The sequence below is a fragment of the Mesorhizobium sp. CA4 genome (genome assembly GCF_020165075.1).
Taxonomy (GTDB): Bacteria; Pseudomonadota; Alphaproteobacteria; order Rhizobiales; family Rhizobiaceae; genus Mesorhizobium.
The window spans coordinates 1-26442 of the sequence record NZ_JAIUHK010000058.1 but is presented as its reverse complement, the minus strand read 5'-3'; the positions used below and the strand labels follow the sequence as shown (position 1 = coordinate 26442).

The 26442-nt window shown below is 62.7% G+C and carries 25 protein-coding genes, 1 tRNA gene and 1 pseudogene; 13 read left to right on the top strand and 14 right to left on the bottom strand.

Annotated features, from left to right (window positions below; genetic code table 11):
• Positions 1-77: 77 nt before the first annotated feature.
• Positions 78-2336, bottom strand: a complete 2259-nt coding sequence (gene parC, locus LB528_RS28845; RefSeq protein ID WP_224717143.1) for a DNA topoisomerase IV subunit A — start codon at positions 2334-2336, stop codon at positions 78-80.
• Positions 2337-2499: 163 nt separating this feature from the next.
• On the opposite strand from parC, the gene LB528_RS28840 reads away from it, so the two are divergent.
• Complete coding sequence (locus LB528_RS28840) at positions 2500-2730, top strand: hypothetical protein (protein ID WP_224717142.1); 231 nt, start codon at positions 2500-2502, stop codon at positions 2728-2730.
• A 24-nt stretch (positions 2731-2754) separates the two neighbouring features.
• Complete coding sequence (locus tag LB528_RS28835) at positions 2755-3945, top strand: hypothetical protein (RefSeq protein WP_224717141.1); 1191 nt, start codon at positions 2755-2757, stop codon at positions 3943-3945.
• Positions 3946-4180: 235 nt separating this feature from the next.
• On the opposite strand, the gene aspS is transcribed toward LB528_RS28835, so the two are convergent.
• Both aspS and LB528_RS28825 read right to left on the bottom strand, forming a co-directional pair.
• Entirely contained in the window at positions 4181-5974 is a 1794-nt protein-coding gene (gene aspS, locus LB528_RS28830) for an aspartate--tRNA ligase (RefSeq protein WP_224717140.1), read from the bottom strand.
• A 110-nt stretch (positions 5975-6084) separates the two neighbouring features.
• The gene (locus LB528_RS28825) at positions 6085-6843 is read right to left on the bottom strand and encodes a DeoR/GlpR family DNA-binding transcription regulator (protein ID WP_224518373.1); all 759 of its coding nucleotides are present in this window, start codon (positions 6841-6843) and stop codon (positions 6085-6087) included.
• A gap of 116 nt (positions 6844-6959) precedes the next feature.
• Between LB528_RS28825 and LB528_RS28820 the strand changes: the two genes are divergently transcribed.
• Both LB528_RS28820 and rnd read left to right on the top strand, forming a co-directional pair.
• Entirely contained in the window at positions 6960-8186 is a 1227-nt protein-coding gene (locus LB528_RS28820; protein WP_224717139.1) for an MFS transporter, read from the top strand.
• Positions 8187-8382: 196 nt separating this feature from the next.
• The gene (gene rnd, locus LB528_RS28815) at positions 8383-9534 is read left to right on the top strand and encodes a ribonuclease D (protein ID WP_224717138.1); all 1152 of its coding nucleotides are present in this window, start codon (positions 8383-8385) and stop codon (positions 9532-9534) included.
• Between the two features lie 2 nt (positions 9535-9536).
• Here the strand turns inward: rnd and LB528_RS28810 are convergent, their stop codons facing one another.
• The 3 genes from LB528_RS28810 to guaB are packed head-to-tail and all read right to left on the bottom strand — an operon-like array spanning position 9537 to position 12064.
• Positions 9537-9956: an MAPEG family protein gene (locus LB528_RS28810; protein WP_224717137.1), complete on the bottom strand. Its 420-nt coding sequence runs from the start codon at positions 9954-9956 to the stop codon at positions 9537-9539.
• Between the two features lie 10 nt (positions 9957-9966).
• The gene (locus LB528_RS28805) at positions 9967-10515 is read right to left on the bottom strand and encodes a hypothetical protein (RefSeq protein ID WP_224717136.1); all 549 of its coding nucleotides are present in this window, start codon (positions 10513-10515) and stop codon (positions 9967-9969) included.
• 46 nt (positions 10516-10561) lie between these two features.
• Positions 10562-12064 (bottom strand): IMP dehydrogenase, encoded by a 1503-nt coding sequence (gene guaB, locus LB528_RS28800; RefSeq protein ID WP_224717135.1) that lies wholly within the window; start codon positions 12062-12064, stop codon positions 10562-10564.
• A 296-nt stretch (positions 12065-12360) separates the two neighbouring features.
• Between guaB and LB528_RS28795 the strand changes: the two genes are divergently transcribed.
• A complete protein-coding gene (locus LB528_RS28795) occupies positions 12361-13782 on the top strand; it encodes an MFS transporter (protein ID WP_224717134.1) in 1422 nt (473 codons plus the stop codon).
• Positions 13783-14005: 223 nt separating this feature from the next.
• On the opposite strand, the gene LB528_RS28790 is transcribed toward LB528_RS28795, so the two are convergent.
• On the bottom strand, positions 14006-14719 hold the full coding sequence (locus LB528_RS28790; protein WP_224518382.1) for an RlmE family RNA methyltransferase: 714 nt from the start codon (positions 14717-14719) through the stop codon (positions 14006-14008).
• 55 nt (positions 14720-14774) lie between these two features.
• The gene (locus LB528_RS28785; RefSeq protein ID WP_224518383.1) at positions 14775-16118 is read right to left on the bottom strand and encodes a Ppx/GppA phosphatase family protein; all 1344 of its coding nucleotides are present in this window, start codon (positions 16116-16118) and stop codon (positions 14775-14777) included.
• A 263-nt stretch (positions 16119-16381) separates the two neighbouring features.
• Here LB528_RS28785 and LB528_RS28780 point away from each other — a divergent pair, with 263 nt between their 5' ends.
• Positions 16382-17314, top strand: coding sequence for a YbhN family protein (locus LB528_RS28780; protein WP_224518384.1), 933 nt, complete (start codon positions 16382-16384; stop codon positions 17312-17314).
• Between the two features lie 200 nt (positions 17315-17514).
• Positions 17515-17588, top strand: a tRNA-Gln gene (locus LB528_RS28775).
• Positions 17589-18220: 632 nt separating this feature from the next.
• Here the strand turns inward: LB528_RS28775 and LB528_RS28770 are convergent.
• Positions 18221-18418 carry a hypothetical protein gene (locus LB528_RS28770; RefSeq protein WP_224518385.1) on the bottom strand — a complete coding sequence of 66 codons (198 nt, stop codon included), beginning with the start codon at positions 18416-18418 and terminating at the stop codon, positions 18221-18223.
• A 13-nt stretch (positions 18419-18431) separates the two neighbouring features.
• Positions 18432-18641, bottom strand: a complete 210-nt coding sequence (locus LB528_RS28765) for a hypothetical protein (RefSeq protein ID WP_318012368.1) — start codon at positions 18639-18641, stop codon at positions 18432-18434.
• 210 nt (positions 18642-18851) lie between these two features.
• Here LB528_RS28765 and LB528_RS28760 point away from each other — a divergent pair, with 210 nt between their 5' ends.
• Entirely contained in the window at positions 18852-19217 is a 366-nt protein-coding gene (locus LB528_RS28760) for a hypothetical protein (protein ID WP_224717133.1), read from the top strand.
• A 943-nt stretch (positions 19218-20160) separates the two neighbouring features.
• Positions 20161-20394: a hypothetical protein gene (locus LB528_RS28755; protein ID WP_140633997.1), complete on the top strand. Its 234-nt coding sequence runs from the start codon at positions 20161-20163 to the stop codon at positions 20392-20394.
• 131 nt (positions 20395-20525) lie between these two features.
• Here LB528_RS28755 and LB528_RS28750 read toward each other — a convergent pair whose 3' ends face one another.
• Complete coding sequence (locus LB528_RS28750; RefSeq protein ID WP_224717132.1) at positions 20526-20672, bottom strand: hypothetical protein; 147 nt, start codon at positions 20670-20672, stop codon at positions 20526-20528.
• A gap of 189 nt (positions 20673-20861) precedes the next feature.
• On the opposite strand from LB528_RS28750, the gene LB528_RS28745 reads away from it, so the two are divergent.
• Entirely contained in the window at positions 20862-21188 is a 327-nt protein-coding gene (locus LB528_RS28745; protein ID WP_224717131.1) for a hypothetical protein, read from the top strand.
• A gap of 1001 nt (positions 21189-22189) precedes the next feature.
• Here LB528_RS28745 and LB528_RS28740 read toward each other — a convergent pair.
• Together LB528_RS28740 and LB528_RS28735 are read right to left on the bottom strand one after the other, a co-directional pair.
• Positions 22190-22324, bottom strand: a pseudogene (locus tag LB528_RS28740) (aldehyde dehydrogenase family protein); the annotation flags it as partial.
• A gap of 86 nt (positions 22325-22410) precedes the next feature.
• The gene (locus LB528_RS28735) at positions 22411-22878 is read right to left on the bottom strand and encodes a GNAT family N-acetyltransferase (RefSeq protein ID WP_224717130.1); all 468 of its coding nucleotides are present in this window, start codon (positions 22876-22878) and stop codon (positions 22411-22413) included.
• A gap of 361 nt (positions 22879-23239) precedes the next feature.
• On the opposite strand from LB528_RS28735, the gene LB528_RS28730 reads away from it, so the two are divergent.
• Entirely contained in the window at positions 23240-24301 is a 1062-nt protein-coding gene (locus tag LB528_RS28730) for a YeiH family protein (RefSeq protein WP_224717129.1), read from the top strand.
• Positions 24302-24324: 23 nt separating this feature from the next.
• On the opposite strand, the gene LB528_RS28725 is transcribed toward LB528_RS28730, so the two are convergent.
• A complete protein-coding gene (locus tag LB528_RS28725) occupies positions 24325-24834 on the bottom strand; it encodes a GAF domain-containing protein (protein ID WP_224717128.1) in 510 nt (169 codons plus the stop codon).
• Positions 24835-24923: 89 nt separating this feature from the next.
• On the opposite strand from LB528_RS28725, the gene LB528_RS28720 reads away from it, so the two are divergent.
• Entirely contained in the window at positions 24924-25352 is a 429-nt protein-coding gene (locus LB528_RS28720) for an NUDIX hydrolase (RefSeq protein WP_224518394.1), read from the top strand.
• A gap of 74 nt (positions 25353-25426) precedes the next feature.
• Entirely contained in the window at positions 25427-26323 is an 897-nt protein-coding gene (locus LB528_RS28715) for a GlxA family transcriptional regulator (RefSeq protein ID WP_263484295.1), read from the top strand.
• The last annotated feature ends 119 nt before the right edge of the window (positions 26324-26442 follow it).

Here is a 26442-nt window from a genome sequence, read left to right as displayed (position 1 = left end):
TGTCATCTCCAGCGTAGAATCACAACCGATTCCGCGCCGCAATACCTATCTTAGCGCCTATGCCTCAAGGGGGGAGATTAGGTGCCAAATTTCCCCGTCCTGGGGAAACCCTTCGGCACCATACGGCCGGCGGCGGCACGTGCTCCGATCCACTCGGCCAGCTCCTCGCGCGACTTGGTGAAGGTGCGATCGGCCGAGTCCTGCCAGGAGAGCCCCGTCTCCAGGGTGAAGGTCTTCAGGTCCAGCACGCCGCCGTCCTTGTATTTCTGCAGGCGCACGCCCTTGCCGCGCGCCATTTCCGGAATTTCGGCGAGCGGGAAGATCAGCATCTTGCGGTTCTCGCCGACGATGGCGAGATGGTCGCCCGAAACCGGAATGCAGCGCTTGGCCTCGTCCGGCGCCTTGACGTTCATCACCTGCTTGCCCTTGCGGGTGTTGGCGACGACCTCTTCCTCCGAAACCACGAAACCGTTGGCGTCGTAGGAGACGAGCAGCAGCTTGCGCTTCGGATCGTGGACAAAGGCGGTGACGATGTCCTGGTCGTTCTCCATGTCAACGATGATGCGGATCGGCTCGCCATGGCCGCGCCCGCCCGGCAGCCGGTCGGCGCCGATGGTGTAGAACTTACCGCCGGTTGTGAAGACCAGGATCTTGTCCGTGGTCTGGGCATGGAAGGCGAGCTTCAGGCTGTCGCCTTCCTTGAAGGCAAGCTGCGAATGGTCGGTCAGGTGGCCTTTCATGGCACGCAGCCAGCCCTTTTCCGACACCACCACCGTAACCGGCTCGCGCTCGATCATTGCATGCGCGATGTCGGTCAGGTCATGTTCCGGAGCGTCGGCAAACTGAGTACGCCGCTTGCCGAGCTCGGTCTCGGGACCGAACTGATCGCGGACCTTTGTGACCTCCCACTTGATTGTCGCCCACTGCTTGGCGTCCGACGCCAGCAGCGCCTCGATCTGCTTCTTCTCGGCGGTGAGGCCGTCGAATTCCTTGCGGATCTCGATCTCTTCGAGCTTGCGCAGGGCGCGCAGGCGCATGTTGAGGATGGCTTCGGCCTGGTTGTCGGTGAGCGACCAGCGGGCCATCATCACCTGCTTGGGCTCATCCTCCTCGCGGATGATCCTGATGACCTCGTCGATGTTGAGATAGGCGATCAGGTAGCCGGCGAGGATTTCCAGCCGCTTCTCGATCTCGCCGAGCCGGTATTTCGAGCGGCGGATCAGAACGTCGCGGCGGTGGTCGAGCCACTCCTTCAGCACGCCTTTCAACGAAAGAACGTTCGGCACCTTACCGCGCGACAGCACATTCATGTTGAGCGGGAAACGGCTTTCGAGCTCGGTGAGCTTGAACAGCGATTCCATAAGGATGCCGGGATCGACGGTGCGGCTCTTCGGCACCAGCACGATGCGGATGTCTTCCGCACTCTCGTCGCGGATGTCTTCGAGCAGCGGCAGCTTGCGCGCCATCAAAAGCTCGGCGATCTTCTCGATCAGCCTGGCCTTCTGCACGCCGTAGGGGATCTCGGTGACGACGATGCTCCAGGTTCCCCTGCCCTGGTCCTCCTGGCCCCATTTGGAGCGCACGCGGAAACCGCCGCGGCCCGTCTCATAAGCTTCGAGGATCGAGGCGCGGCTGTCGACAATGATGCCGCCGGTCGGGAAATCCGGTCCCTGGACGAAATCCATCAGCTTCGCCACCGGCGCTTCCGGATGCTCGATCAGGTGGAGTGCTGCGTCGCAAAGCTCGGCCGCGTTGTGCGGCGGGATCGAGGTCGCCATGCCGACGGCAATGCCCGACGAGCCGTTGGCGAGCAGGTTCGGGAAGGCGCCCGGCAGAACGGACGGCTCCTCGTCCTCTTCATTGTAGGTCGGCCGGAAGTCCACCGCGTCCTCGGTGATGCCGGCAAGCAGCTCGCTCGCCACCTCGGTCATGCGCGCTTCGGTATAGCGCATGGCGGCGGCATTATCGCCGTCGATGTTGCCGAAATTGCCCTGCCCGTCGACCAGGGGGTAGCGCATCGAGAAATCCTGCGCCAGCCGCACCAGCGCGTCGTAGATCGACTGGTCGCCATGCGGATGGAACTTACCCATCACGTCACCCACGATGCGGGCGCATTTGGCGAAGCCCTGATCGGGGTTGAGCCTGAGCAGCCGCATGGCATGCATGATGCGGCGATGGACCGGCTTCAGTCCGTCGCGCACATCCGGCAGTGCCCGGTGCATGATGGTCGACAGCGCATAAGCCAGATAGCGCCGCTCGAGCGCTTCCTTCAGATCGACCGGTTCGATTTTATCGCCGCCGCCATTGTCATCGGGCGGCAAAAGCCTTTTTCCCATGGATTTGGACTAGCCGAGCGGGTGATTCGCGGCAAGCGCCGCGTGAAGATCGGCGCATTCGCCGCGGCCGCAGACATGCAGCCGGCGGCGTGAAGGATTTCACGGAAGCGGCGTCGCGGCGGCTGCAATTTGCCGCCAATCTGCAACAGGCTTAGCCGGCAACATGACGCCGGCCAACATCAATCCGTTACATGCGGCCGCTATCTGGCAATACAACGCGCTGGCGGAGGAAAGCCGCGGTCTTCATGACAAATTCACCGCATCGCGCAAAGGCTGCCGCCCGCAGTTTGCTTTTCATCGCCGTTTTCGACAAATGTGCCGGGACATGCCTTCTTCCCGTCCCGTTCCTCACGGAATGGTGATGGAGCAGGTTTCAAAACAAATTTCATCATAGCCAAATCAGGACAGGGAACTCGCCATGACAATCCAACGCTCGACGCTCAAGAAATTGGCTTTTTCGACCTTTCTGCTGACGCTGCCGCTCAATGCGGCCTTTGCCGCCGATCCGGCGGTGGCCGAGCGCATCAAGGCAGCCCTTGCCGCCCAGGGCGTCGACATTTCCTGGACCGGTGTCTCGGGCGACGATTCGAACGCCGTGCTGCAGGGTGTTTCCATCAAGCCGGCGGCCGAGAAGGAAGCACTGCCGATCGGCGACGTGAAGCTGGAAGGGGTCAGCGAAGCCAATGGCGGCTATGAGATCGCCACCGTCTCGACCTCGCCCTTCGAGCACAGCAAGGACGGCGTGACGCTCAATCTCAGCCCGGTGGTCGTTCACGATATGAAGGTCCCGGCCGAAGGCGGCACCGATCCGCTCGGCTCACTGATGATGTACAAGTCGGCGGAACTCGCCAACATGACGGTCAAGGTCGGCGACAAGACGGCGTTCGCGATGGACGGGCTTGCCGTTCAGATCACCCCGCCGGCCGACGGCAAGGCGATGGACTTCACCGCCAACACCGAAAAATTCACCGCGGATCTCTCGCTGGTCGACGACGCGAAATCGAAGGAAGCGATCGAGGCGCTCGGCTACCAGAACATCTCAGGCAACATTGCAATGGCCGGCACCTGGCAGCCGAGCGACGGCAAGATGGAGCTGTCGAAATATGACATCTCGGTCGAGAATGCCGGCACGCTCGGCATGACCTTCAACCTCGGCGGCTACACGCTCGACTTCATCAAGTCGATGCAGGAGATGCAGAAGAAGCTCGCCGCCCAGCCGGAAGGCGCCGACAATTCCGCGCAAGGCATGGCCATGCTCGGCCTGATGCAGCAGCTTTCCTTCAACGGCGCATCGGTGCGCTTCGAGGACGATTCGCTGACCGGCAAGGTGCTCGACTATGTCGGCAAGCAGCAGGGCATGTCGGCCAAGGACGTCGCCAACCAGGCCAAGGCGATCGTGCCGTTCGGCATGGCGCAGCTCAACAATCCCGAGCTGACTGCGGAAGTCTCGGCGGCGGTCAACACCTTCCTCGACAATCCGAAGAGCCTGGAAATCTCGGCCGAGCCGCCGTCATCGGTGCCGTTCGCGCTGATCATGGCCGGCGCCATGTCCAACCCGCTCGACCTGCCGAAGACGCTGGGCGTCAAGGTCAAGGCGAACCAGGACTGATCGGACTAGCTGCCTTCTCCCCGTCACTATACGGGGAGAAGGTGCCGGCAGGCGGATGAGGGGCACCGCCGACGCTCGCAAATGAAATGAATTCGATGCAGGACCGATTGCCTGTTAGAAGGCCCTGCCTGCTACGGCGGCCCGTAAATCGCCAGCACCGCGCTGCCCCTCATTGTCCTGCCGGACATTTCTCCCCGTATAGTGACGGGGAGAAAGGGCAGTTGCAGCGCTGCCGTCAGTCCTTCTTCGCCACCGCGACGCGCAGCGACAGCTCGCGCAGCTGCTGCGGGGTCGCTTCGGACGGCGCGTTCATCAGCAGGTCGTAGGCCTGCTGGTTCATCGGGAACATGGTGATCTCGCGCAGGTTCTTGGCGCCCACGAGCAGCATGACGATGCGGTCGACGCCGGCCGCCATGCCGCCATGCGGCGGCGCGCCATACTGGAACGCGCGGTAGAGGCCGCCGAAGCGCTCTTCCACCGTCGCGCGGTCCAGGCCGACCATCTCGAAAGCCTTGACCATGGTTTCCGGCAGATGGTTGCGGATGCCGCCCGACGCGATCTCGAAGCCATTGCAGACCATGTCGTACTGGAACGCCTTGATGCCGAGCGGCTCCTGGCCGTTGAGCGCATCAATGCCGCCCTGCGGCATGGAGAACGGGTTGTGGGCGAAGTCGATCTTCTTCTCGTCCTCGTTCCATTCGAAGAACGGGAAATCGACGATCCAGCAGAGCTCGAAACGATCGCGGTCGACGAGGTTCAGCTCTTCACCGGCGCGCGTGCGCGCTGCTCCCGCGAAGGTGACGAACTTCTTCGGGTCGCCGGCGACGAAGAAGGCGGCATCGCCATCGGCAAGGCCGAGCTGTTGGCGGATCGCCTCGGTGCGCTCCTCGCCGATGTTCTTGGCGATCGGACCGGCGCCTTCGAGTTTTTCACCTTCCTTGCGCCAGAAGATGTAGCCCAGTCCAGGCTGCCCCTCGCCTTGCGCCCAAGAGTTCATGCGGTCGCAGAAGGCGCGGCTGCCGCCAGTCTTGGCCGGGATCGCCCAGACCTCGGCCTTCGCGTCGTTCGCGAGAATGTTGGCGAAAACCTTGAAACCGGAATCGCGGAAATGATCCGAGACAGCCTGCATCTCGATCGGGTTGCGCAGGTCAGGCTTATCGGTGCCGTAGGTGCGCATCGCCTCGTCATAGGGAATGCGGCGGAATTCCTGGGTCACCGGCTTGCCGGCGGCGAAGGTCTCAAAGACGCCACGCAGCACGGGTTCCATGGTGGAGAGCACGTCGTCCTGCTCGACGAAGCTCATCTCAAGGTCGAGCTGGTAGAATTCGCCAGGCAGGCGGTCGGCGCGCGGATCCTCGTCGCGGAAGCAGGGCGCGATCTGGAAATAGCGGTCGAAGCCCGAGACCATGATCAGCTGCTTGTACTGCTGCGGCGCCTGCGGCAGCGCGTAGAAGGTGCCGGGATGAATGCGCGAAGGCACCAGGAAGTCGCGCGCGCCTTCCGGCGAGGACGCGGTCAGGATCGGCGTCGAGAATTCGGTGAAGCCCACCTCGCCCATGCGCTTGCGCATCTCTGCGATGATTTTTGTCCGCGCGACGATGTTCTTGTGCAACGTCTCGCGACGCAGGTCGAGGAAGCGGTATTTCAGGCGAATGTCTTCGGGATACTCCGGTTCGCCGAACACCGGCAGCGGCAGTTCCTTGGCCGCCGACAGCACTTCGATCTCGCGCGCGAAAATCTCGATCTCGCCGGTCGGCAGGTTCGGATTGACGGTTTCCGGCAGCCGCGCCTTGACCTCGCCGTCGACGCGGATCACCCATTCGCCACGCACGGTCTCAGCGACCTTGAAGGCCGGCGAATCCGGATCGGCGACGATCTGGGTCAGGCCGTAATGGTCGCGAAGATCGATGAAGAGCAGCCCGCCATGGTCGCGCACGCGATGCACCCAGCCCGACACGCGGACGGAATTGCCGACGTCGCTCTTTCTCAACTGGGCACAGGTGTGGCTGCGGTAACGATGCGTGGTCATTGGTAAAGTCCGGAAATTGCGGGCGACGGCCCGGCTCGAAAATTGGCGCGAAAAGCGCATGAGAGGCCGGCTTTGTCAAGGCAAGCGGTCACGCAGGCGCGCTTCGGCCGTCAGGCAAAGTGGATTTGCGCGCCCTGGCTTTGGAAATCGGCGAGTGTGGCCGGAGGCGCGCTCTTTTCCACCACGAGATGGCGGATCGCATCCGCCCCCGCCACGCGATAGGGCGCGGCGGTAGCGAGCTTGTCATTGGTGACGGCAATGACGATGCCGGCGCTGTTTTTCGCCATGGCGCGTTTCACTTCGGCTTCGGCTGAATCGAAGGCGGTGACGCCGCGCGCGAAATCCAGCCCGCAGGATCCGAGAAAGAACAGATCGGCGCCGAGTTGCCCCACGGCGGCGAGCGTGTCGGCACCGACGCAGGTGCCGAGATCGGGCACATAGCGGCCGCCGAGCACGATCAGCTCGACCAAAGGATGATCGACCAGAGCCGAGGCGACGCCCAGCGAATTGGTGGCGACGGTCAGTTGGATGTCGCGCGGGATCGCCCTGGCGATCGCCTCGTTGGTCGTGCCGCCGTCGATAAACAACGATTGCCCGGCGCTCAGCAGTCCAACCGCCGCCCTGGCGAGCCGCGTTTTTTCCTCGACCGCATAACGGCTGCGCTGGCTGAGCGTCGCGGCGGCAAAAGGCGCGGAGGCGACGGCGCCGCCATAGACGCGGCGCAACTGCCCGGCTTTCGCCAGCTCGCGCAGATCGCGGCGCACCGTGTCTTCCGAAACGCCGAAACGGCTGGCGAGCTCGCCCGCCAGCACCTTTCCGTCCGCCGCCAACTGGTTCCGAATGAGTTGATGCCGTTCCTCGGTAAGCATGCATGATCCTATTTATTTGTGCACGTTATTGCATGTTTTGCCGGTTCATGCAAGAAACGGAGTCGTGAGCGGACCCGAGAGTTCGCCCGTCATTACTCCTTATTGGATTTCCCGCGATGACCCTTGGCCTGAAACTCGCCCCCCAGCACCGCGTCTATGCGGGCTTTGCGATCTATTCCTTTGCCATGGGCAACATCTTCCCGCGCCTGCCCGACATCAAGCGAGCCATGGGGATCGAGGACGGTACGCTGGGGCTCGCCCTGATCGGCACGCCGATCGGCACCCTTATCGCGCTGACGCTGGCGACACCGATGCTGGAGCGCGTCGGCTTTCGCCGCGCGCTGCTGTGGCTGGTGCCGCTGCTTGGCTTCACCTATGCCATCGCGGTGCACGCGCCCGGCCCCGCCGCTCTGTTCCTGATGCTGCTCCCGGTCGGACTGATGATCGGCAGCATCGAAATCATCTTGAATGTCGAGGCCGACAGGACCGAGTTCCTGCTCAAACGCCGCATCATGAACCGGGCGCATTCGTTCTGGAGCATCGGTTTCTTCGGCGCCGGCCTGTTCGGCGGCGCGCTGGCGCATCTCGGCCTGTCGCCGCAACTGCATCTGGCGCTGGCAGTGCCGATGGTAGCAGTTGCGATGGCGCTGTTCGTCGGCGGCTTCGAACCGGCGCCCGCCCGCTTCGCCACGGCCGGCGATAAGGCGCCGATGTTCGCCCGGCCGACGCTGCCGATCCTCATCCTCGTCGCGGTGACGCTGTCGGCCATGCTGATGGAAGGCGCCAGCATGGATTGGTCGGCAATTTATATGCGCACCGTATTCGACTCAGGCCCGTTCGTCGCCGGGATCACGGTCGCACTGTTCGCCTTCTCGCAGGCGACGACACGCTTCTTCGCCGACAGCTTCGTTGATCGTTACTCACCAAGCGGCGTGGCGCGCGTGCTGTTGGCGACGATGATGGTCGGCGTCTTCATCGTCTTCTTCTCGCCCCTGCCCTTCATCTCGATGCTGGGCTTTTCCCTTCTGGGCATCGGCAGCAGCGCCATCTTCCCGCTGGCGATCTCGGCGGCGGCGCAGCGCACCGATCGCGCCGCGGCAATCAATGTGGCGGCACTGTCGCAGATCTCCTTCGTCGCCTTCCTGCTTGGCCCGCCGCTGCTCGGCTTCGTGTCGGACCATTGGGGCATCCGCTCGGCCTATGGCATCGGCATACCGTTCATCGTGCTTAGCCTGGCGGCAGCGGGCGCGCTCGGCCGGCGCCCGTCGTCGAACGAAATACCGGAAGGGACAGGATCCGGCTCGACAAGAGAGAGGGTCCCGGCGCGAGCTTATGAAGCGTGAAGGGCTCGCGCGGCAGCACCACTTAGCGGCGCTGACCGCAGCCGCTTGACGGGCATTGCGGGATGGGGTGCGGGCACGCGGTGCGATTTCGCACGGGAGAACCCGACGATCGAGCCGCCGCTTACGTCGCGGCGCTTGACGAAAGCGCGCGCGGCTGAAATTGAAAGAGGCCTAATACTGTGCCAAAAGCGATTTGATGCACGTCATCACCACACAAGAAGAACTCGAGAGCGTTGTCGCGGCGTTCGAAAAGTCGGAATTCGTTACCGTCGATACCGAATTCATCCGCGAGACGACCTTCTGGCCGATCCTCTGCCTGATCCAGATCGCCGCGCCTGGGATCGAGGCGCTTATCGATCCGTTGGCGCCCGGCATCGACCTCAAGCCGTTTTTCCGGCTCATGGCCAATGAAGCTGTGCTGAAGGTCTTCCACGCGGCGCGCCAGGACATCGAAATCATCGTCCATCTCGGCGATCTGGTGCCACATCCGGTGTTCGACACGCAGGTGGCGGCGATGGTCTGCGGCTTCGGCGACAGCGTTTCCTACGACCAGCTCGTGCAGAAGGTCACCGGAGCTCGGCTGGACAAGTCCTCGCGCTTCACCGACTGGCGGCACCGGCCGCTCTCCGACAAGCAGCTCGAATACGCGCTTGCCGACGTCACCCATCTGATCAGGGTCTACCAGCATCTCAGCGCCGAGCTGAAGCGCGAGGATCGCGCACATTGGCTAAACGAGGAGATGGATGTCCTCACATCGCGCGAGACCTACGATCCGCATCCGGAGGATGCCTGGAAGCGGCTGAAGATGCGGCTGCGCAAGCCGCAGGAGCTGGCGATCGTGCAGGCCGTTGCCGCCTGGCGCGAGCGCGAGGCGCGCGAGCGCGACGTGCCGCGCGGCCGCGTGCTCAAGGACGATGCCATCTACGAGATCGCCCAACAGGCGCCGCGTGACGCGGCCGCGCTCGGCAAGCTGCGCACCACGCCGAAAGGCTGGGAGCGCTCCGCCACGGCAACCGCGCTGCTTGGCGCGGTCAACGCCGCCCTCGCGCTGCCCAAGGACGCGATGCCGAAACTGCCGAAAAGCTTGCAGCCGCCGGAGGGATCGAGCGCGGCGGCGGAACTGCTCAAGGTGCTGCTCAGGATCATCGCGGAGAAGGAAGGCGTCGCCACCAAGGTGCTTGCCTCCAGCGACGATATCGACCGCATAGCCGCCGAGGGCGACGAAGCCGACGTGGCGGCGTTGCAGGGCTGGCGGCGCGCTGTTTTCGGCGAGCAGGCGCTAAAGCTGGTGCGCGGCGAGATCGGCATCAAGTTCGACAAGCGCCGGATCGCGGTGTTCGACCTGTAGCGTTAAACCAGCCCCAGCAGGTGCAGCGCGAACCAGATCCAGGCGATGAGAAGTATGCCCGCGCCAAGGAAGAAGGCGTGGCTGCGGTGCAGCACATAGTTTCTGTCGAGATGCACCCAGGCGTGAACATAGCGCGTGACTATAAAGAGCCACATCAGTGCCAGCGTCAGATAGTTCACGCCGTTGGTGACGAACAGCGCCAGGCACAGCGCATAGAAGAGAACCGGCAGCTCGAACTGATTGATCAGATTGTTGGCGACGGTGGCGATCGAGGTGGGCTCAGTCGAGCGGACCTTGTACTGGCTGATTTTGGCCTCGCCCGACCTCACGGCGAGATAGCGCCGCTTGAACATCACCAGATAGACGACATAGACCAGAAGAACATGCGCCAGCATCGGCCAGAAGATAGCGGTCTGGCGCATCCACTTACCCTCAGCGCCGCCGCTGCCCGGCCAGCGCGAAGACCGCGATGACGAAGACCGGAATCGCCAGCAGGGCGAATTTGGTGACGGTCAGCGACGAGGCGAAGGCCAGCGAATCGGGATTGGCCAGCTGGAAGTCGGAAAGCAGCCGCGCCAGGGCAAAATTCTGCGCGTAGTCGGCCACCGCATATGGCAGCACCAGCACCAGCGAGAACAATGCCTGGAGTTGCGCCGGCATGGCGCGGAAGGTGCTGAGTCGCCGCCCGAAGGCGAGGATGAGGCTCACCAGCGTCAGCGACAGCAGCGCCGGGAACAAAAGATCGAAGGTCAGGTAGTGCCAGACGATGATGATCTCGCCGCCGCGACGGCCGAGCGCCGTGAGCCAGGCCATGCCTTCGTCGGGCGTGAAGCCGGCGACACGCATGTCGAGCGAGGCCAAGCCGCCGCTCAAGCGCTGGAAATAGAGAAACTCCAGCGCCGTCATAACCAGGAACAGCGCAATCGAGGCGATGGAGAGCGCCGCCGCGTGACACGACAGCCGCAGCACCGCCACGCTCAAATCACGCCACAGTCCCCGCCGGCGGTCGGCCTGATCGTCCTGCCGATCAAATTCCGCCCGGGTAATTGGGGCTTTCGCGGGTGATCGTGACGTCATGGGCATGGCTTTCACGAAGTCCGGCGTTGGATATGCGCACAAAGGTGGCGCGCTCGCGGAAATCTGCAAGGTCACGCCCACCCACATAACCCATAGCGGCTTTCAGGCCGCCTGCAAGCTGGTGCAGCACGCCAGCCACAGGTCCTTTGTACGGAACCTGCCCTTCAATGCCTTCCGGAACCAACTTCAGTGTGTCGCGAACTTCAGCCTGAAAGTAGCGATCGGCCGAGCCACGCGCCATGGCGCCGACCGAACCCATGCCGCGATAGGCCTTGAAGGAGCGGCCCTGGTGCAGATAGACTTCGCCCGGGCTCTCGTCGGTGCCGGCAAGCAGCGAGCCGATCATGGCCGCACCTGCGCCGGCGGCGAGCGCCTTGGCGAGATCGCCCGAATATTTGATGCCACCGTCGGCGATGACGCTGACGCCGGCCTTGCTGGCCGTCTCGACCGCCGACATGATCGCCGACAACTGCGGGACGCCGACGCCGGCGACGATTCTGGTCGTGCAGATCGAGCCCGGACCGATGCCGACCTTGACCGCGTCGGCGCCGGCGTCGATCAGCGCCTGCGTGCCGTCGGCGGTGGCGACATTGCCAGCCAGGATGCGCACGGAATTGGAGAGTTTCTTCGCCCGCGTCACTGCATCCAGCACGCGCTGCGAATGACCGTGTGCGGTGTCGATCACAAGCAGATCGACGCCGGCGTCGATCAGGCGCTCGGCGCGCTCGAAGCCGTCGTCGCCGACACTTGTGGCGGCGGCGGCGCGCAGGCGCCCCTGCGCATCCTTGGTAGCGTGCGGGTTGAGCTGCGACTTCTCGATGTCCTTGACGGTGATCAGGCCGACGCAATTGCCATTCCTGTCGACCACCACCAGCTTCTCGATGCGGTGCTTGTGGAGGAGACGCTTGGCTTCGTCCTGGTCGACATTCTCCTTGACGGTGATCAGGTTCTCACGCGTCATCAGCTCATAGACCTTCTGCGACGGATCGGAGGCGAAGCGCACGTCGCGATTGGTGAGGATGCCGACCAGACGGCCGACCGTGTGACCGCCGGTGCCGCCATTTTCGACCACCGGAATGCCGGAAATCGAATAGGTGCGCATCAGCGCCAGCGCATCGGCCAGCGTTGCGTCGGGGCCGATGGTGACGGGGTTCACCACCATGCCGGATTCGAATTTCTTCACCTGCCTGACCTGCTCGGCCTGCTCGGCCGGCGAGAAATTGCGGTGGATGACGCCGATGCCGCCGGCCTGCGCCATGGCGATCGCCAGCCGCGCTTCGGTGACGGTGTCCATGGCCGCCGACAGGATCGGCACGTTGAGATCGATGTCGCCGGCAATGCGGGTGCGGATGTCGGTTTCGCCCGGCATCACCTCGGAATGGCCGGGCTGCAAGAGCACGTCGTCGAAGGTCAGCGCCAGCGCGCCGGTGGACGTTTCGATGATTTTTGCCATGGCCAGTCCTTTTGAATGCGGAAAAGGCGCCGGGCCGATTGGCCAGCGCCGACTCTCATCTTCCCTTTCAGGATTGGCGCTGGCTGGTAACACGTCCTGGCACGGAAGAAAAGCGGGGCGTTGCGCCAATCGCAAAATCTTGCGCTCGGTTACTTTCCACCCACCAGTGGTTGCGCTCCCGCAAAAGTGACAGCAATTTAATGCGACATCCAAGCCGAGGCGTGATAACCGCCCCGTCGCACCGGTTCGCCCCCAAGCCGGGCCTAGAATCGCGAAGACAGATCAGGGCGTTTCCCTTGAACCGCATCATCCCGCTTATCCTGGCGGTCGCATTGTTCATGGAGAACATGGATTCGACCGTGATCGCGACGTCGCTGCCGGCGATCGCTGTCGACATCCACACCAGCCCGATCGCGCTGAAGCTGGCGCTGACAGCCTATCTGGTGTCGTTGGCGATCTTCATCCCTATCAGCGGCTGGATGGCCGACCGGTTCGGGGCCAAGAGGGTGTTTCGCGCCGCGATCGGCGTCTTCATTGCGGGCTCGGTCGCCTGCGCGTTTTCCAATTCACTGCCGGCCTTCGTGGTGTCGCGCTTCCTGCAAGGCATAGGCGGCGCTATGATGACGCCGGTGGGCCGACTGGTGCTGGTGCGCGCCACGCCGAAGAGCGAGCTGGTCGCGGCGATGTCCTGGCTGACCGTGCCGGCGCTTGTGGGCCCTCTGGTCGGCCCACCGATCGGCGGCTTCATCACCACCTATTTCACCTGGCGCTGGATTTTTCTGATCAATGTGCCGATCGGGTTGCTGGGCATCTGGCTAGCCACGCGGTTCTTGCCCGAAACCCAGCCTGCGGAGACACCGCCGCTCGATGTCCGGGGATTTGTGCTCAGCGGTCTCGCAGCGTCCGGCGTCGTCTTCGGCCTTTCCGTCGTCAGCCTGCCGGCGCTGCCGCCAATGGCCGGTTTCATCACGGTGGCGGTCGGGGTGATCTCCGGCGCGCTTTATCTCATCCATGCGCGGCGCGCCAGGAACCCGCTGCTGGCGCTGGAGCTGTTCCGCAACCAGGTCTTCCGATCCTCCGTGCTCGGCGGCTCGCTGTTTCGCATCGGCATCGGCGCGGTGCCGTTCCTTCTGCCGCTGATGTTCCAGATCGGCTTCGGGCTGACGCCCTTCCAGTCGGGCATGATCACCTTCGTCTCGGCGATCGGCGCCATCGGCATGAAATTCGTCACCGCGCTGATCTTCCGGCTCGCCGGCTTCCGGCGCGTGCTGATCTGGGGCTCGCTGGTCGCGGCCGCCTCGATCGCCATCTACGGCCTGTTCACGCCGCAGACGCCCTACGCGCTGATGCTGGCGATCCTTTTGGTCGGAGGCTTCATCCGCTCCATGTTCTTCACCGGCGTCAATGCGCTCTCCTATGGGGAGATCACGCCCGCCGACACCAGCAAGGCGACGCCGATCACGGCGGTTTTCCAGCAATTGTCGATCGCGATGGGCGTGGCGCTGGCCGGCGGCATCCTCGAAGTGTCGACCTCGATCCATGGCGGGCCGCTGACCCTGCGCGATTTCCACATCGCCTTCTTCATCGTGGCAGCTGTCTCGGCGGCAGCCTCGATAACCTTCATGCGGCTTGCGCCGGAGGCCGGCAATGCGGTCTCTGGGCACGGTCGGCTGACCACGCCGAAGACGCTGGAAACGGTGGGCACGGCGGGGAAGTAGTGGTGGTGTGCCCTGCCGTGACATCGTCATTCGAGGGCGGAGCGACGCGAAGCGGAGCGCAGACCCTAGAATCCATGCCGTGATGTTTCAGTGCCGCTGCAGTGCAGGACTTGGAGCAGCTCCGGCGAATGTCGGCCACGAATTCTGGACCGCTGTGTTTCTTGGCCGAGGTAACGGCATGGATTCTAGGGTCTGCGCGCGTCGCTTCGCTCCTTGCTCCGCCCTAGAATGACGAAGGTCCGGAACCTTTAAACTCCTTCGCCAGCAAATACAGTTCCACTGATTCATCGCGCGAGGCCGGCGGCTTCACATGATGGACCGAGCGGAAGTTCTGCTTCAGCAACGACAAGAGCTCGTTCTCCGCACCGCCCTGGAACGTCTTGGCAAGGAAATGCCCGCCGGGCTTGAGCACGTGCAGCGCGAAATCGGCCGCGACTTCGCACAGATGCATGGTGCGCAGATGATCGGTGCGGCGATGCCCGGTCGTGGGCGCGGCCATATCGGACAGCACCACATCCGGCTGGCCGCCGAGCGCCTCGGCAAGTTTTTGCGGCGCGTCGGGATCGAGGAAATCCATCTGCAGGATGATGGCGCCCGGAACCGCATCCATTTCGAGATAGTCGATGCCGACGACATGCGGATTTTCCGCCGTCGACTTCGTCCGCGCGGCTGCCACCTGGCACCATCCGCCGGGCGCGGCGCCAAGGTCGATGACCTTCATGCCGGGCTTCAGCAGACGATGCTTGTCGTCGATCTCGATCAGCTTGTAGGCGGCGCGCGAGCGGTAGCCGTCGGCCTTGGAGCGCTGCACATAGGGATCGTTCATATGGCGCTCGAGCCAGCGGCGCGAGGATTCCTTCAAGCCGCTCTTCTTCTTGATCCTGGTCTTGAGGACGCGAATGCTTCCCGAGCCCGGCTTTTCGGGTTTCTTGCTCATCGGCGTTCTCTTCTGCGCATGAGCTTTTCCAAAAACCGGCTCCCACCTTTTGGGATCATGCGCGGCGCCCGCCATTGTTGCGCCAGACGCCGTCATCGGCCATCAGCTCGCTCAAAATTCCCTCGCGCAGGCCGCGGTCGGCGACGCGCAACCGCTCGGACGGCCAGACACCGCGGATCGCTTCCAGGATGGCGCAGCCGGCGAGCACGAGATCGGCGCGGTCGGCGCCGATGCATGGGTTGGCGCAGCGCTGCTGGAAATCCCAGCCGATCAGCCGCTCGATCATGCGATCGACGCTGTCGCGGTCCATCCACAGCCCGTCGACGCGGCGGCGGTCGTAGCGATCGAGATCGAGATGCACGCCGGCGAGCGTGGTCACCGTGCCGGAAGTGCCGAGCAGATGGAAGTTGGGGCTGGCCAGCACATGCGCGAGCCGGTCGCGGCCGTCGAAGGCCTTCAGCCGGGCGGCCACATCGTCGACCATGGCGGCAAAGGTCTCGCGCGTCACGGTGCGGCCGCCGAAGCGTTCGGCGAGCGAGACGACGCCGACGGGCAGCGATGTCCAGGAGACAATGTGGTTGGCCAGTCGTGGCGAACGCCGTCCGGTCAGGTCGATCAGCGCGATTTCCGACGAGCCGCCGCCAATGTCGAACAGCACCACGCCTTGGGTGTCGCGCTCGACCAGCGAACCGCAGCCGGAAACGGCAAGGCGGGCCTCGGTCTGGCGATCGATGATCTCCAGCTTCAGCCCGGCCTCGCGCTCGACGCGATCTAAAAACTCGACACCGTTGGCGGCCGAACGGCAGGCCTCGGTGGCGATCAGCCTGGCTTTCCTGATCTTGCGGTTGCGCAGCTTCTCGCCGCAGATCTTCAGTGCCTCTACCGCGCGGTCCATCGCGGCCTGGCCCAGCCGGCCGCTAGCGGTCAGCCCCTCGCCCAGCCTGACAATGCGCGAGAAAGCGTCGATGACGCGGAATTGACCGTGGCGGCCGGGCACAGCGACCAGCAACCGGCAATTGTTGGTGCCGAGGTCGAGCGCGGCAAAGACGGGCAACTCCTGTTGCGGCGGACGCTGCTGGGCCGCCAGCCTTGGCTCAACCGGCGAAGGCCCGCTGCGAGGCTGGCTAGCCGCCGTGGCGGCAGGCGGCACAGCGCCGTTCTCGTCGCGCGCGAACACCTTGCGGCCGCGCTTGCGCTTGCGGCGCTTGCGTGTCTTGCCTTTCGGTTGATCGCCATGCTGGTCGGCCTGACTTAGGCCAATCTGTCGCTGGCTGGCATGTCTTTGGTGCGCGCCCGCGTGGCGGCTGAATCGCGCCGTGTGCGGGCCCGCCGATTGCGTCGGCGATGCCCCGGACATGCCCACTGCCGACGCGCCCGCGCCGGTATCGTGGTCTTCCACTTCAGTTCCTTCCGGCGCCGCGCGAACCGGGAACGGACGCAGCAGGCACCTCGATTTGTTTCAAGTTGGCAACAGAGTAGCAGCGCCGTTCGCAATCACCAAGAGCGCGAGGCCGAATTTCGCTAACGTCGCATTTGCCAGGATCGCGTAGCGGCAATGTCTTGCCGGTTGAATAGCCGGCTTCAATCAGGCATGTCTCAAATGCGGGTTCGAAGGATTGGGCAACATCAAGTCAATGAGCTGCAGCGCATGATGACGACGCCATGAATTGGAGGCGCTATTTCTGGCCGTTCATAGGCATCGCGGCCGTGGCGTTCTCGCTGTGGCTGCTCATCCACGAACTGCGCGGCATTTCGCTCGACGATGTCTGGGCCGGCATTAACGCCATCCCGCCGCGCGATTGGGTGCTCGCAGCACTGAGCGCGATCGTCGCCTATGCCTCGCTCGCCGGCTACGACCACATAGCGCTGCTGCATATCGGCAAAAAAGTATCGTGGCTGTTCGTCACGCTGTGTTCCTTCACCACTTACGCGGTGTCGCACAATATCGGTGGCTCTGTGTTTTCCGGCGCGGTGATCCGCTATCGCGCCTATGCCACGCGAGGGCTGACCGGCCAGGAGGTCGGCGTGCTGGTGGCGATCTGCTGGTTCACCTTCATCCTGTCCAGTGTTTTCCTCGGCGGCCTCATTCTGCTGTTCGAGCCGCAGATCATCGATCGCTTCACCGGCGCGCCGCATCATGGCGCTGCATTCGCCGCGGGGCTCGCCATGCTTATCCTCATCGGCGCCTACGCCTTCGGCAGCTGGCTGCAGCTAAGACCATTGACGATCGGCAGCTTCCAGCTCCACTACCCGGCGCTGCCGATCGTGGCGCGACAGTTGCTGATCGGACCGGTCGAACTGCTGGGAGCCGCTGCAATCATCTATTTTGCCCTGCCGGAAGTCGGCAATCCCGGCTATTTCGTCGTGCTCGGCGTGTTCATGGTGTCGTTCTCGATCGGGCTTCTGTCGCATGCGCCAGGCGCGCTCGGCGTGTTCGAGGTCGTCTTCCTCACCGGCCTTTCCGACATGGATCCGGTGGGCGTGCTAGCCGCGCTTCTGGTGTTCCGCTTGTTCTATCTCATCATTCCGCTGCTGATCGGCCTTGGCGTGGTGCTCTATTTCGAGCATTCGCAGTACAGCAAAGGCGAAAGCTGAAGCCTTCCCCACGCCCGGCGCAGAGCCAATGCATGCCGTCCAAAGTGCGGAGCGGTTCTGGAAGACGGCATCGGACAAAAGCTCAAAAAAGGCTGCGGTTGATCTCAGCTGCGGGCTTGACTATTTTCCGATGGCGGCTACAAGGCAGCGCTCGCGGCAAATGAGCCCGCCTGCATCGCGTGGCACCGGCCCGCGCCTGCTGGGGAATAGGTTAACGGTAGACCCACGGACTCTGACTCCGTTAGTCCTGGTTCGAATCCAGGTTCCCCAGCCAGTCCTCTTTATGAGGATTTTCAAGGGCTTAAGTGACATTAGAACTCTCTAAGTGTTACAGATAGATGGATCGTCCATGTGGCGTTTTTGCGCCGCGAAAAAGTTGGTCATCCTCGGCGGTTCAACAATTTTGACCACCCGATCCCACCAGCTCCACAGCCGAGCGCGGGAGCGGCGTCCGCGCTGAAGAAATACGCATGTGATCTCCGACGAAATCAGCGAGCAGGTTCATTGCGCTCAAGCGTAATCGCCTTGCCCGCTATGCCCCCAACTACAGCCTCAAACCCGACGAGCCACCGGCCGGGAAGGTAACTGGCAACATCTTCAGTGGGAGGGCTAGTGCGGTTCACCGTTTCACGGAAACGGCGAACCGCACTATCTCCTTGTTCTTACGCAATTCCGGACGGAAAACCGCTCACACTTTTCCTGGAATTGCTCTAGTGCCAGCTTTTCCCGTTCGAAACGAGACAGCATGAGTTCCCGCCAGCATCGGTGCCGGCACAATCGGTGCATTTTCTGATTCGATGGCCTCCCGCAATCGGTAACCGACAGCTCGCACCCGCCCCCCAGCCCGAGCCGTCGGTTGCCAGTTTTTGGCCTGCACGCTTCGGCTGCCCAGCTACAATTCGTCGCTTATGGCAAGTGAGGCGCCTCACCATCGATGATCAGCCGCTGATGCTCCGAGAAAGAGTGCCAGACCACCTGCCGCGCGTCCCGCTCATCCACCATCTGACCGCACCGGGGGCAGCGGTAGAAATACTCGCTTTCGTGCTCGCAAATCTTTCCGTTGAGGTGAGGTTCGAATGGGCCGAGTTCCGAAAGCTTCGTCATATCGCCTTGTCCATCAGAGGCGTCTTCCGCTTCGGCGGACCTTCCCTTCGTCGACATGGGTGACGTCGCCGGCCAGTTCAATCTCCTGGCCATGCGTGATCTCTGTCGTCCGGTCGATAATCGAGTGGGGAAAGTCGTAGGAGGGGATCGTCACGCTGACGCTAATCTCCGTCACGCGATCCCGCACCTTCGCGGTGATGGCGACCTCGTCGCCGACGTTCATGCCGCCCTTCGCCATAAAGGGAGTCTGGAGCGGGCAGCGGTTTAGTCAAGCAATCGCTAATGGAACGTTCGATCAGCCACCAAGTTGGGTGAATGCCGGGCGTGGAATCGGCCGCGCCGCTTTGTTGGGAGGTCTCCGGCCTCGCCCGCGCCGCGAGAGGCGTTGGAGAACTCTAGCCAAGAGTCTCGACCACTTTGGACGAGTAGCGCTATGCCCCGTATGGTTTTGGCTTTTGCCTGTATTCTGTGCTCCACCGCGTTGGTTCAGCCAAAGCCATGGCAGCATTTCGGGATCAAGGAATTTGGCTTCATATTCGATGTTCCACCCGGCTTCGCACTGTCGCAGCGTTCGGATCAGGGCGCGGCTTTCGAAGGCGAAAGACGGGCGTTCTTGGCCGTGTGGGGCGCTCGGCTGGGCACGGCCAGTTTTGAAGCCGAGATCGAGCACCGCATGATGCAGGACGAAAAAGAGGGTTGGAGATTGACGTATAGACGCCTTACGCCGAGATGGGCCAGCTATTCGGGTATCAAAGACGGCCAGATCAGGTATGTCCGGGCCATCAAAGTATGCGCCTGACCGTGCCGCGCTGTTTACGATCAACTACAGCCGTGATGAAAAGGTGCCCTACGATCCGGTTGTAATTGGCATGTTGCGGTCGTTAAGGGCGGAACGGTGCTAGCGCCGATCCATCGGGCTCTCCGGCGCTTGCCGAACTTAAGAGAGAGGACTCGATGGTCTTCACTGTCATGCGCGCTCCGAATGTGGGCGTCTCTCTTTGAGGCGCTGGATATGTGCTTGTAACCCTTCAACGGAAATGGCCAGTGGGGCAGCACTACATGAAAGCCATCCTGCCCTTTCAGTAGATCGTTTATTTCGTTTGATGAATATCAATTCACGGCGGCAGAACCCACGGACTCTGACTCCGTTAGTCCTGGTTCGAATCCAGGTTCCCCCACCAGTTTTCTACGTATTCGCTGGCAGTTATTGGAATGCGAGACGCTGTGCTATCCGCGTCCCAGCCCATAACGGCTCTCACCCGCCTACTTTGAGCCCTTCACGGCCAAGTGCCGGTGCCGTTCGAAGATCGCCAGCTTGTGCCCATATGTCATCCGCACCTCGGATCGGCACCCTTCGCATCTGAAGGTTTTGATGCTCTTGATCCAGGAGCCCTTCCTGACGATCGTCGTGGAGCAGCGCCGACATTGAAACATCAGGTTCTTGTCGTGCAGGTCGTTTGACAGGGGCATCAACCCTCCTGGCCGAGCAGGCTGTGCCGACATGCCCCTCGTCCACAAGCCCATACCAAACGCTGCAGCACAGAACCGTGACAGAAGTCACACGATAGTTGCAGCCACCGCCAACATTCCTGCTTGGCCGATGCCGGATTGATGCGCTTCATATATTAGCAATCAACGATATATTAATAGCTACACTGCAGCCTGTGCGAATCGGGACATCTCCCGATCGACGATCCGGCGCTCGGTGTGCCGAGACGCTCGACCGATGCGGAGCAAAACGCATGAGTGTCGAAACAGCATTGGCGCAGCTATTGCGCATGATCCACCGTCGCGCCCTGAATTTGGCGGCACTGCCGGACGATGAGAGAGATCCATATTACGACAGCATCCGCCGGTCCTGTTGCGGAGCGGCCGAGCACATCGGTCAATCGCCCGACAATGCCGCCATCACCGCAAACAGCATGGTCGAATTTACCCGGGCGATGGTCGGCATCATCGAGGCAGGGCGCGGGTAAATCGCTCCTCGACACACTCGCAGCGAGCTCGGGAGGTGCCGAGAAGCGCGGCTACGGCGCGTTGCCTGCGGCTCGTGAGGTGATAATTGCCATGCGCAGCTCGACGATCGGGCTTCCGGGCGATCGCTATCTCAGATCCCGCCCCAGATGTTCGAGGACAGATGCTTGGTTGTCGGCATCACCGGCCAGCAAATATCCAGCTGATTGTCGGACGGCATGCCGTTCCGCATCCGCGTTGGATTGCGGGCATCCTGCGCATATTTCAAGGCCGCGGCCATGCGGTTCAATGTCTTCAATATCGACATAGACTTCATCCCTGGTTCGCCGAAGTCGCGACGGAGACAATCCCGCCGCCTTCCTGATGGCGCCTTAGATGACCGACGATCGTTTCCGCCGCATTGCACGCAAGCGCAAGGCTCGTAACGAGAAGGACAGCCTTTGAAACATTTGCATGCAAACGAACCGCCATGGCTTGCGAGGCGTCCGGCCGGCTCGGCTACTGCCGTTGCCGTTTCGAAACAAATTTGCGCTCAAGCGCCATCAAACCGAAACCGAACTGCAGGAAAACCGCCATCGACCGGCTCGACCGGAATTTAAACAGAGGAAAAATCGAAATGTCCAAGATTGTTCGCAATGCAATTCTCGCTCTTGTTGCTGTCGCCGGCTTTGCTGGTTCGGCTTATGCCCAGCAGGCGGCCCTCAATTCGTGCAGCAATCATGACGATTACTATGCCATGTGCCTTGGCGCCAACAACGGCGGCCACCATGATGGCCGCGGAAGCGATCGTCGTTAATCGATTATCCGCTGAAAAAGCCCCGCAGGCACCTCGCCGGCGGGGCTTTTTCGCGCTTCACCGCACTCTACCGGAAGACTTGTGCCCTCGGGTTGCTAGGTCAATTGCTCGAAGTTCGGAAAGAATGAAACTCGCTGGTGACCACGCCCAGCTTGCGCGCAGGCAGGCCATCCCCTCAACGGAATCACCGGCAAGTCGGCGCGCATTAGGGCATCGCAATCGCCGCATCTCATTAGCGTTAACTAATTGTAGACCGCGCTGTCCTATTCTGACACAGCGCGGTCTACTGCCACACAATGACCGTGCAGGCGGCTCTGGCCCAACGCACCCCCCGCACCCAGCCGGAGCCGCCACCCTCACCATACTCGGCCGGGTTGAATTAACCCTTACCAAATATCCTTTCTGGTGTGTTTCGCAGAAAGGTCGCCTTGCAACCAAATGCTCGGTCGATCGAGCACGACGCTTGGGCCTGATCGCAGTCGCGTTGCCAGGAATCACTCTCGTTACAACGCGGTAGTCTGGCGGTCGCAGGACTGAAACATTGCTACTTTAACGTGCTATCGGTGGGAGCATGGGAGCGTGTGGCAAAATGTCGATTCCTCAAAACCTGAATGAGACAGATCTCAGATTCGAATGTCCAAGATGCCGGCATCCAATTATCCGGAAAGGCTCCTGGTTCAAGTCCGTGGCTACATTCAAATGCGGGGGTTGCCAAACGTCGATACGGCTTGGATATCCGGCAAAGCTCCGATTGTTCGAGAAACACAGGCAGTCAGCCAGCCCCAATCGCACCAGCCAAGCCTGATAAATACGCGTCATCTCATCCCGACCAGGCGATGTCTCCGCTTGCTTCGAGTATAGTGGCCGTCCTTGGTCGACTTGTTTTTCAGAAAAAGAACGCGGTGAACCGCGCCTTTTTTACTTCAGCGCCGACGATCACTGGCCGCAGTGCCCTACTCCGCCGCCTGGTAGCCTGCGATGCCCTTGATCTCGAGGAAATCCTACAGACCGTATTCGGCATATTCACGGCCGTTGCCGGACTGCTTGTAGCCACCGAAGGGGAGGCCCGCGTCCCAGGTCGGGTAGTTGATGTAGATATTCCCGGAGCGCATGCGGGCGGCCACCTGGCGCGACCGAAGACCGTGTCGTTTGGCCTGCTCCACCGCCTGCGCGGGCCATTGAGCCCTGATCCTGGCAGTCATTGCCACGCTCCGATTACCGGTCATCCGGCGATCCGCTTGCTCATATAAACGGTCGTGCCGTTCATGAACGGCTCTTCCCGGTCGACCGAGTAGCCCTGTCTTTTGTAGAGCGACACATTCGCCTCGAACGCGCCGTTGGTCAGCAGGCGAAGCTCATGGCGCCCGGCCTCGCGCGCCTTGCCCTCTGCCCGCTCCAGCAACAGCCGGCCGATCCCTTTGCCTTGCGCCTCCGGCGCGACGCAGACATTCTCGATCCAGAGATGGTCCTCGGCGAGTACAGTCTCAAGCATGCCGACAATGCGATCTTGCGAGATGGCGAGGTCGAATGGATGCTCGGCGACGGCCTTGTCGTAGTCGGCGCGCATCGGCAGCGCCTCGCGGCCGATAACCGGCACCCATTTGGCATAGGCGGCGCGCACGATGTCGCGGATGGCGGCGGCATCCGCCGCCTCGGCCGCCCGAAACCGGATGGAAGAATCGATGGTCATTGCAAGGCTCCAGATATGAAAAACCCCGCCGGCTGAAGTCGCGGGCGGGGCAGGAACGAACGAACCGGATCTATCCTATCGGGCTTTATCGTCGCGCAACTAGCCTGCCGCTCGGCACTCGGCGAAGGCGACGTCGCTTGGCATTGGCGGGCGCGAGGGTTGACATCGCGGCAAGGTGCAGGAGGAACCGACGAGCGTCAAGGCTCGGCCGGTGTCGGTCATTAGGCCAACCCGCTGGCAGGCCAACCCATTGCCGGCTCGCCAATCGTTCGGAAAAATCAATCATTATAACTCGAATAATTCGTTGGAAAGATTGGTTCGGGAATGGCATTTCGGGGACGAACGTGCCTGGAGAATTGAATTGTCTTTCCTGCCTGTCACCGCGAACGATCTTCCAAACAGCCTGAACCCGGCCAATGCCGGACGCGAGCGCCCCGCCATCGCTTGGGCCTCGACCGGCGTTGTGCCGGGACTGGTGCTGGTGGCGATGATCACCAGCGTCGCCTATTCGGCGCGCGGTTTCTCCGGCCTCACTTTGTTCAGCCCGATGACCTTGGCTGTCGTCGCCGGCATGATCTATTCCAACGTGCTCGGCGTGCCCGCCCATGCCAAGGCGGGCATCGCCTTTTCGCAAAAGCGTCTGCTGCGCTTCGCCATCGTGCTGCTCGGCTTCCAACTCACGCTCGGCCAGGTGGTGGGGATCGGCCTCGGCGGCGTCGGCATCGTCGCGGCCACGCTTGGCGCCACCTTCCTCTTCACCGTCACGCTCGGCAAGCTGATCGGCGTCGATGCCAAGCTCGCGCAGCTTATCGCCGCCGGCACCTCGATCTGCGGCGCCTCGGCGATCGTCGCCACCAACATCGTCACCGATGCGCGCGACGAGGACGTCACCTATGCGGTTGCCGCGATCACGCTGTTCGGCACCGTCGCCATGCTCGGCTTTCCGCTGCTGGCGCCGGTCTTCGGCCTGGACCAGCACGCCTTCGGCCTGTGGGCGGGAGCCTCGATCCATGAGGTGGCGCAGGTGATCGGCGCAGGCTTCCAGAATGGAACGCTTGCCGGCGAGACGGCGACCGTCGCCAAGCTGACGCGCGTCGCCCTGCTGGCGCCGATGGTGATCGCGCTCGGCGTCATGGCACGCCGCGGCAGCGGCGATGGTTCCGGCGCCAAGCCGCCCATGCCCTGGTTCGTCGTCGCCTTCGTCGCGGTCGTGGCGCTGAACAGCCTGATTGCGGTCCCGGCCCAGATCCATACCGCAATCGCTTTGGCCGCGCAGGTCATGCTGACCATGGGGCTCACCGCCATGGGCCTTCAGGCCGATATTTCCCAGCTGCGCTCGCGCGGTCTTCAGCCTCTGGTGCTGGCCTTCTCGGCGTTCATCTTCATCGCGGGCTTCAGCCTGACACTGGTGAAGCTCGTCTGAGGTAGCCCGAGACCGGCCTCACCTCAGTCCTCGTCATCGTCCTCGAACTCACAGGCCGCGACATAGATCGCGGCGAGTTTCTCGATGCCCGCCTGGTCTTCCTTGTCGAAGCGGCCGGGCAGCGGACTGTCGAGATCGAGCACGCCGAACGCGCCTTCGGCATCGCGCAGAAGCACGACCAGCTCCGAGCGCGAATCGGCATCGCAGGCGATATGGCCGGGAAATTCGTTGACGTCCTTGACCAGCATCGACATGTCGAGCTCGATGGCCTTGCCGCAGACACCCTTGCCGACGGCGATACGAACGCAGGCGGGCTTGCCCTGGAACGGCCCGAGCACCAACTCGTTGTCGGAGGCGAGGAAATAGAATCCGGCCCAGTTGAGGTCGGGCACCATCTGGTAGATCAGCGCCGCGGTGTTGGCGGCATTGGCGACGGAATCGCCCTCGCCTTCCAGCAGAGCCTTCAATTGCACCGCCAACTCCTTGTAGAAGGCCGGCTTGTCCTTGGTGTCAATGGCGGTTGCCGCGAACATTCGTGTCGTCTCCGTTGCAAGCCGGCCGCACGGCCAGCTACAGTTCACCTCTCTTTGCCACCAAAACCGCCGCCGGGAAACAGTCTATCGTGACCTCCAGCCATTCCAGAACAGCGACGGCGAGGACGATCCGCATCGCCGCCGCCGTCATCCGCGACGACGGCGGCAGGCTGCTTCTGGTACGCAAGCGGGGCACCAGCGTCTTCATGCAGGCCGGCGGCAAGATCGAGCCGGGTGAATTGCCTGCCGCCGCCCTCGCGCGCGAATTGCGGGAGGAGTTGGGCGTTGCCGTCGATCCGGCCGCGGCCTGCCATCTCGGCTCGTTTTCTGCGCCCGCCGCCAATGAGCCGGACGCCTGCGTCGAGGCCGAGCTATTCGAACTCTCCATCACCGGCGAGCCGGTGCCGGCGGCCGAGATCGAGGAGATGATGTGGCTTAAGCCGGAGCTGGCAAGCGGCATGGAACTCGCTCCGCTTACCGCCGATATCGTGATGCCGCGCTACGGCCGCCGGCCGTGAGTTCACGCGGCCAGGAAAAACCGACGGGCGGAGCGCCCCTCACCTTTGCGGTGCTGGTCTTTCCCGGCTTTCCGATGATGGCGTTTTCTTCCGTCATCGAACCCTTACGCGCCGTCAACATTCTTGCGAAGCGCGACTGCTACCGTTGGGTGATCGTCGGCGCCGATCGAGGCACGGTCGAGGCCTCCAACGGCGTCGTCATCCAGCCCGGCTTCTCGGCCGCCGACGCGCCGAAGGTCGACCGCATCGTCGTGTGTTCCGGTGGCGATGCCGATCATGTCGTGGCCGATGAAGCGATGAGTTGGATCCGCAAAAGCCTGCGCGGCGGCGCGCATATCGGCGCTGTCGCTGACGCCGCATTCTTCCTCGCCCGCGCCGGCCTGCTCGACGGCCATGCCTGCACCTTGCACTGGACCAGCCAGGCCGCCTTCGCCGAGGCTTTTCCGGATATCGATCTTCGGCGCGATCTCTTCGTGATCGACCGCAAGCGCTTCACCTCGGCCGGCGGCGTCGGCAGCCTCGACATGATGCTGGAAATTATCACGCAAGACTATGGCGCCGAGATCGCGGCGGGTGTCGCCGAATGGTTCGTGCACTCGCCGTTGCGGTCGAGCGTCGACCGCAAGCTGATGCCGCTCAGGCTGCGCACCGGCATTAAGAACGAGCTGGTGCTGTCGGCCATCGCGATCATGGAAGATGCGGTTGAGGAAAGGCTCGGCATGGCGGAGCTGGCGCAACGGCTCGGCGTCTCGCCCGACAAGCTCGAGCGCAGTTTTCGCGCCGAGCTGGATATCTCGCCCAATGGATATTACCGGCGGCTGCGACTTAAGCGGGCTGCCGACCTGCTGGCGCATTCGACGCTGATGGTGCGCGATGTGGCGCTGGCCTGCGGCTTTGCGTCGATGTCGAGCTTTGCAAGGGCGTTTCGTGAGGAGCATGGGCACGCGCCGAAAGCGATGCGAAGGCACTAGGGCTTATTGGCCCACGTCGAGTTCCTTCACACCCCCCTCTGTCCTGCCGGCCATCTCCCCCGCAAGGGCATAGGCGCTAAGATAGGTATTGCGGCGCGGAATCGGTTGTGATTCTACGC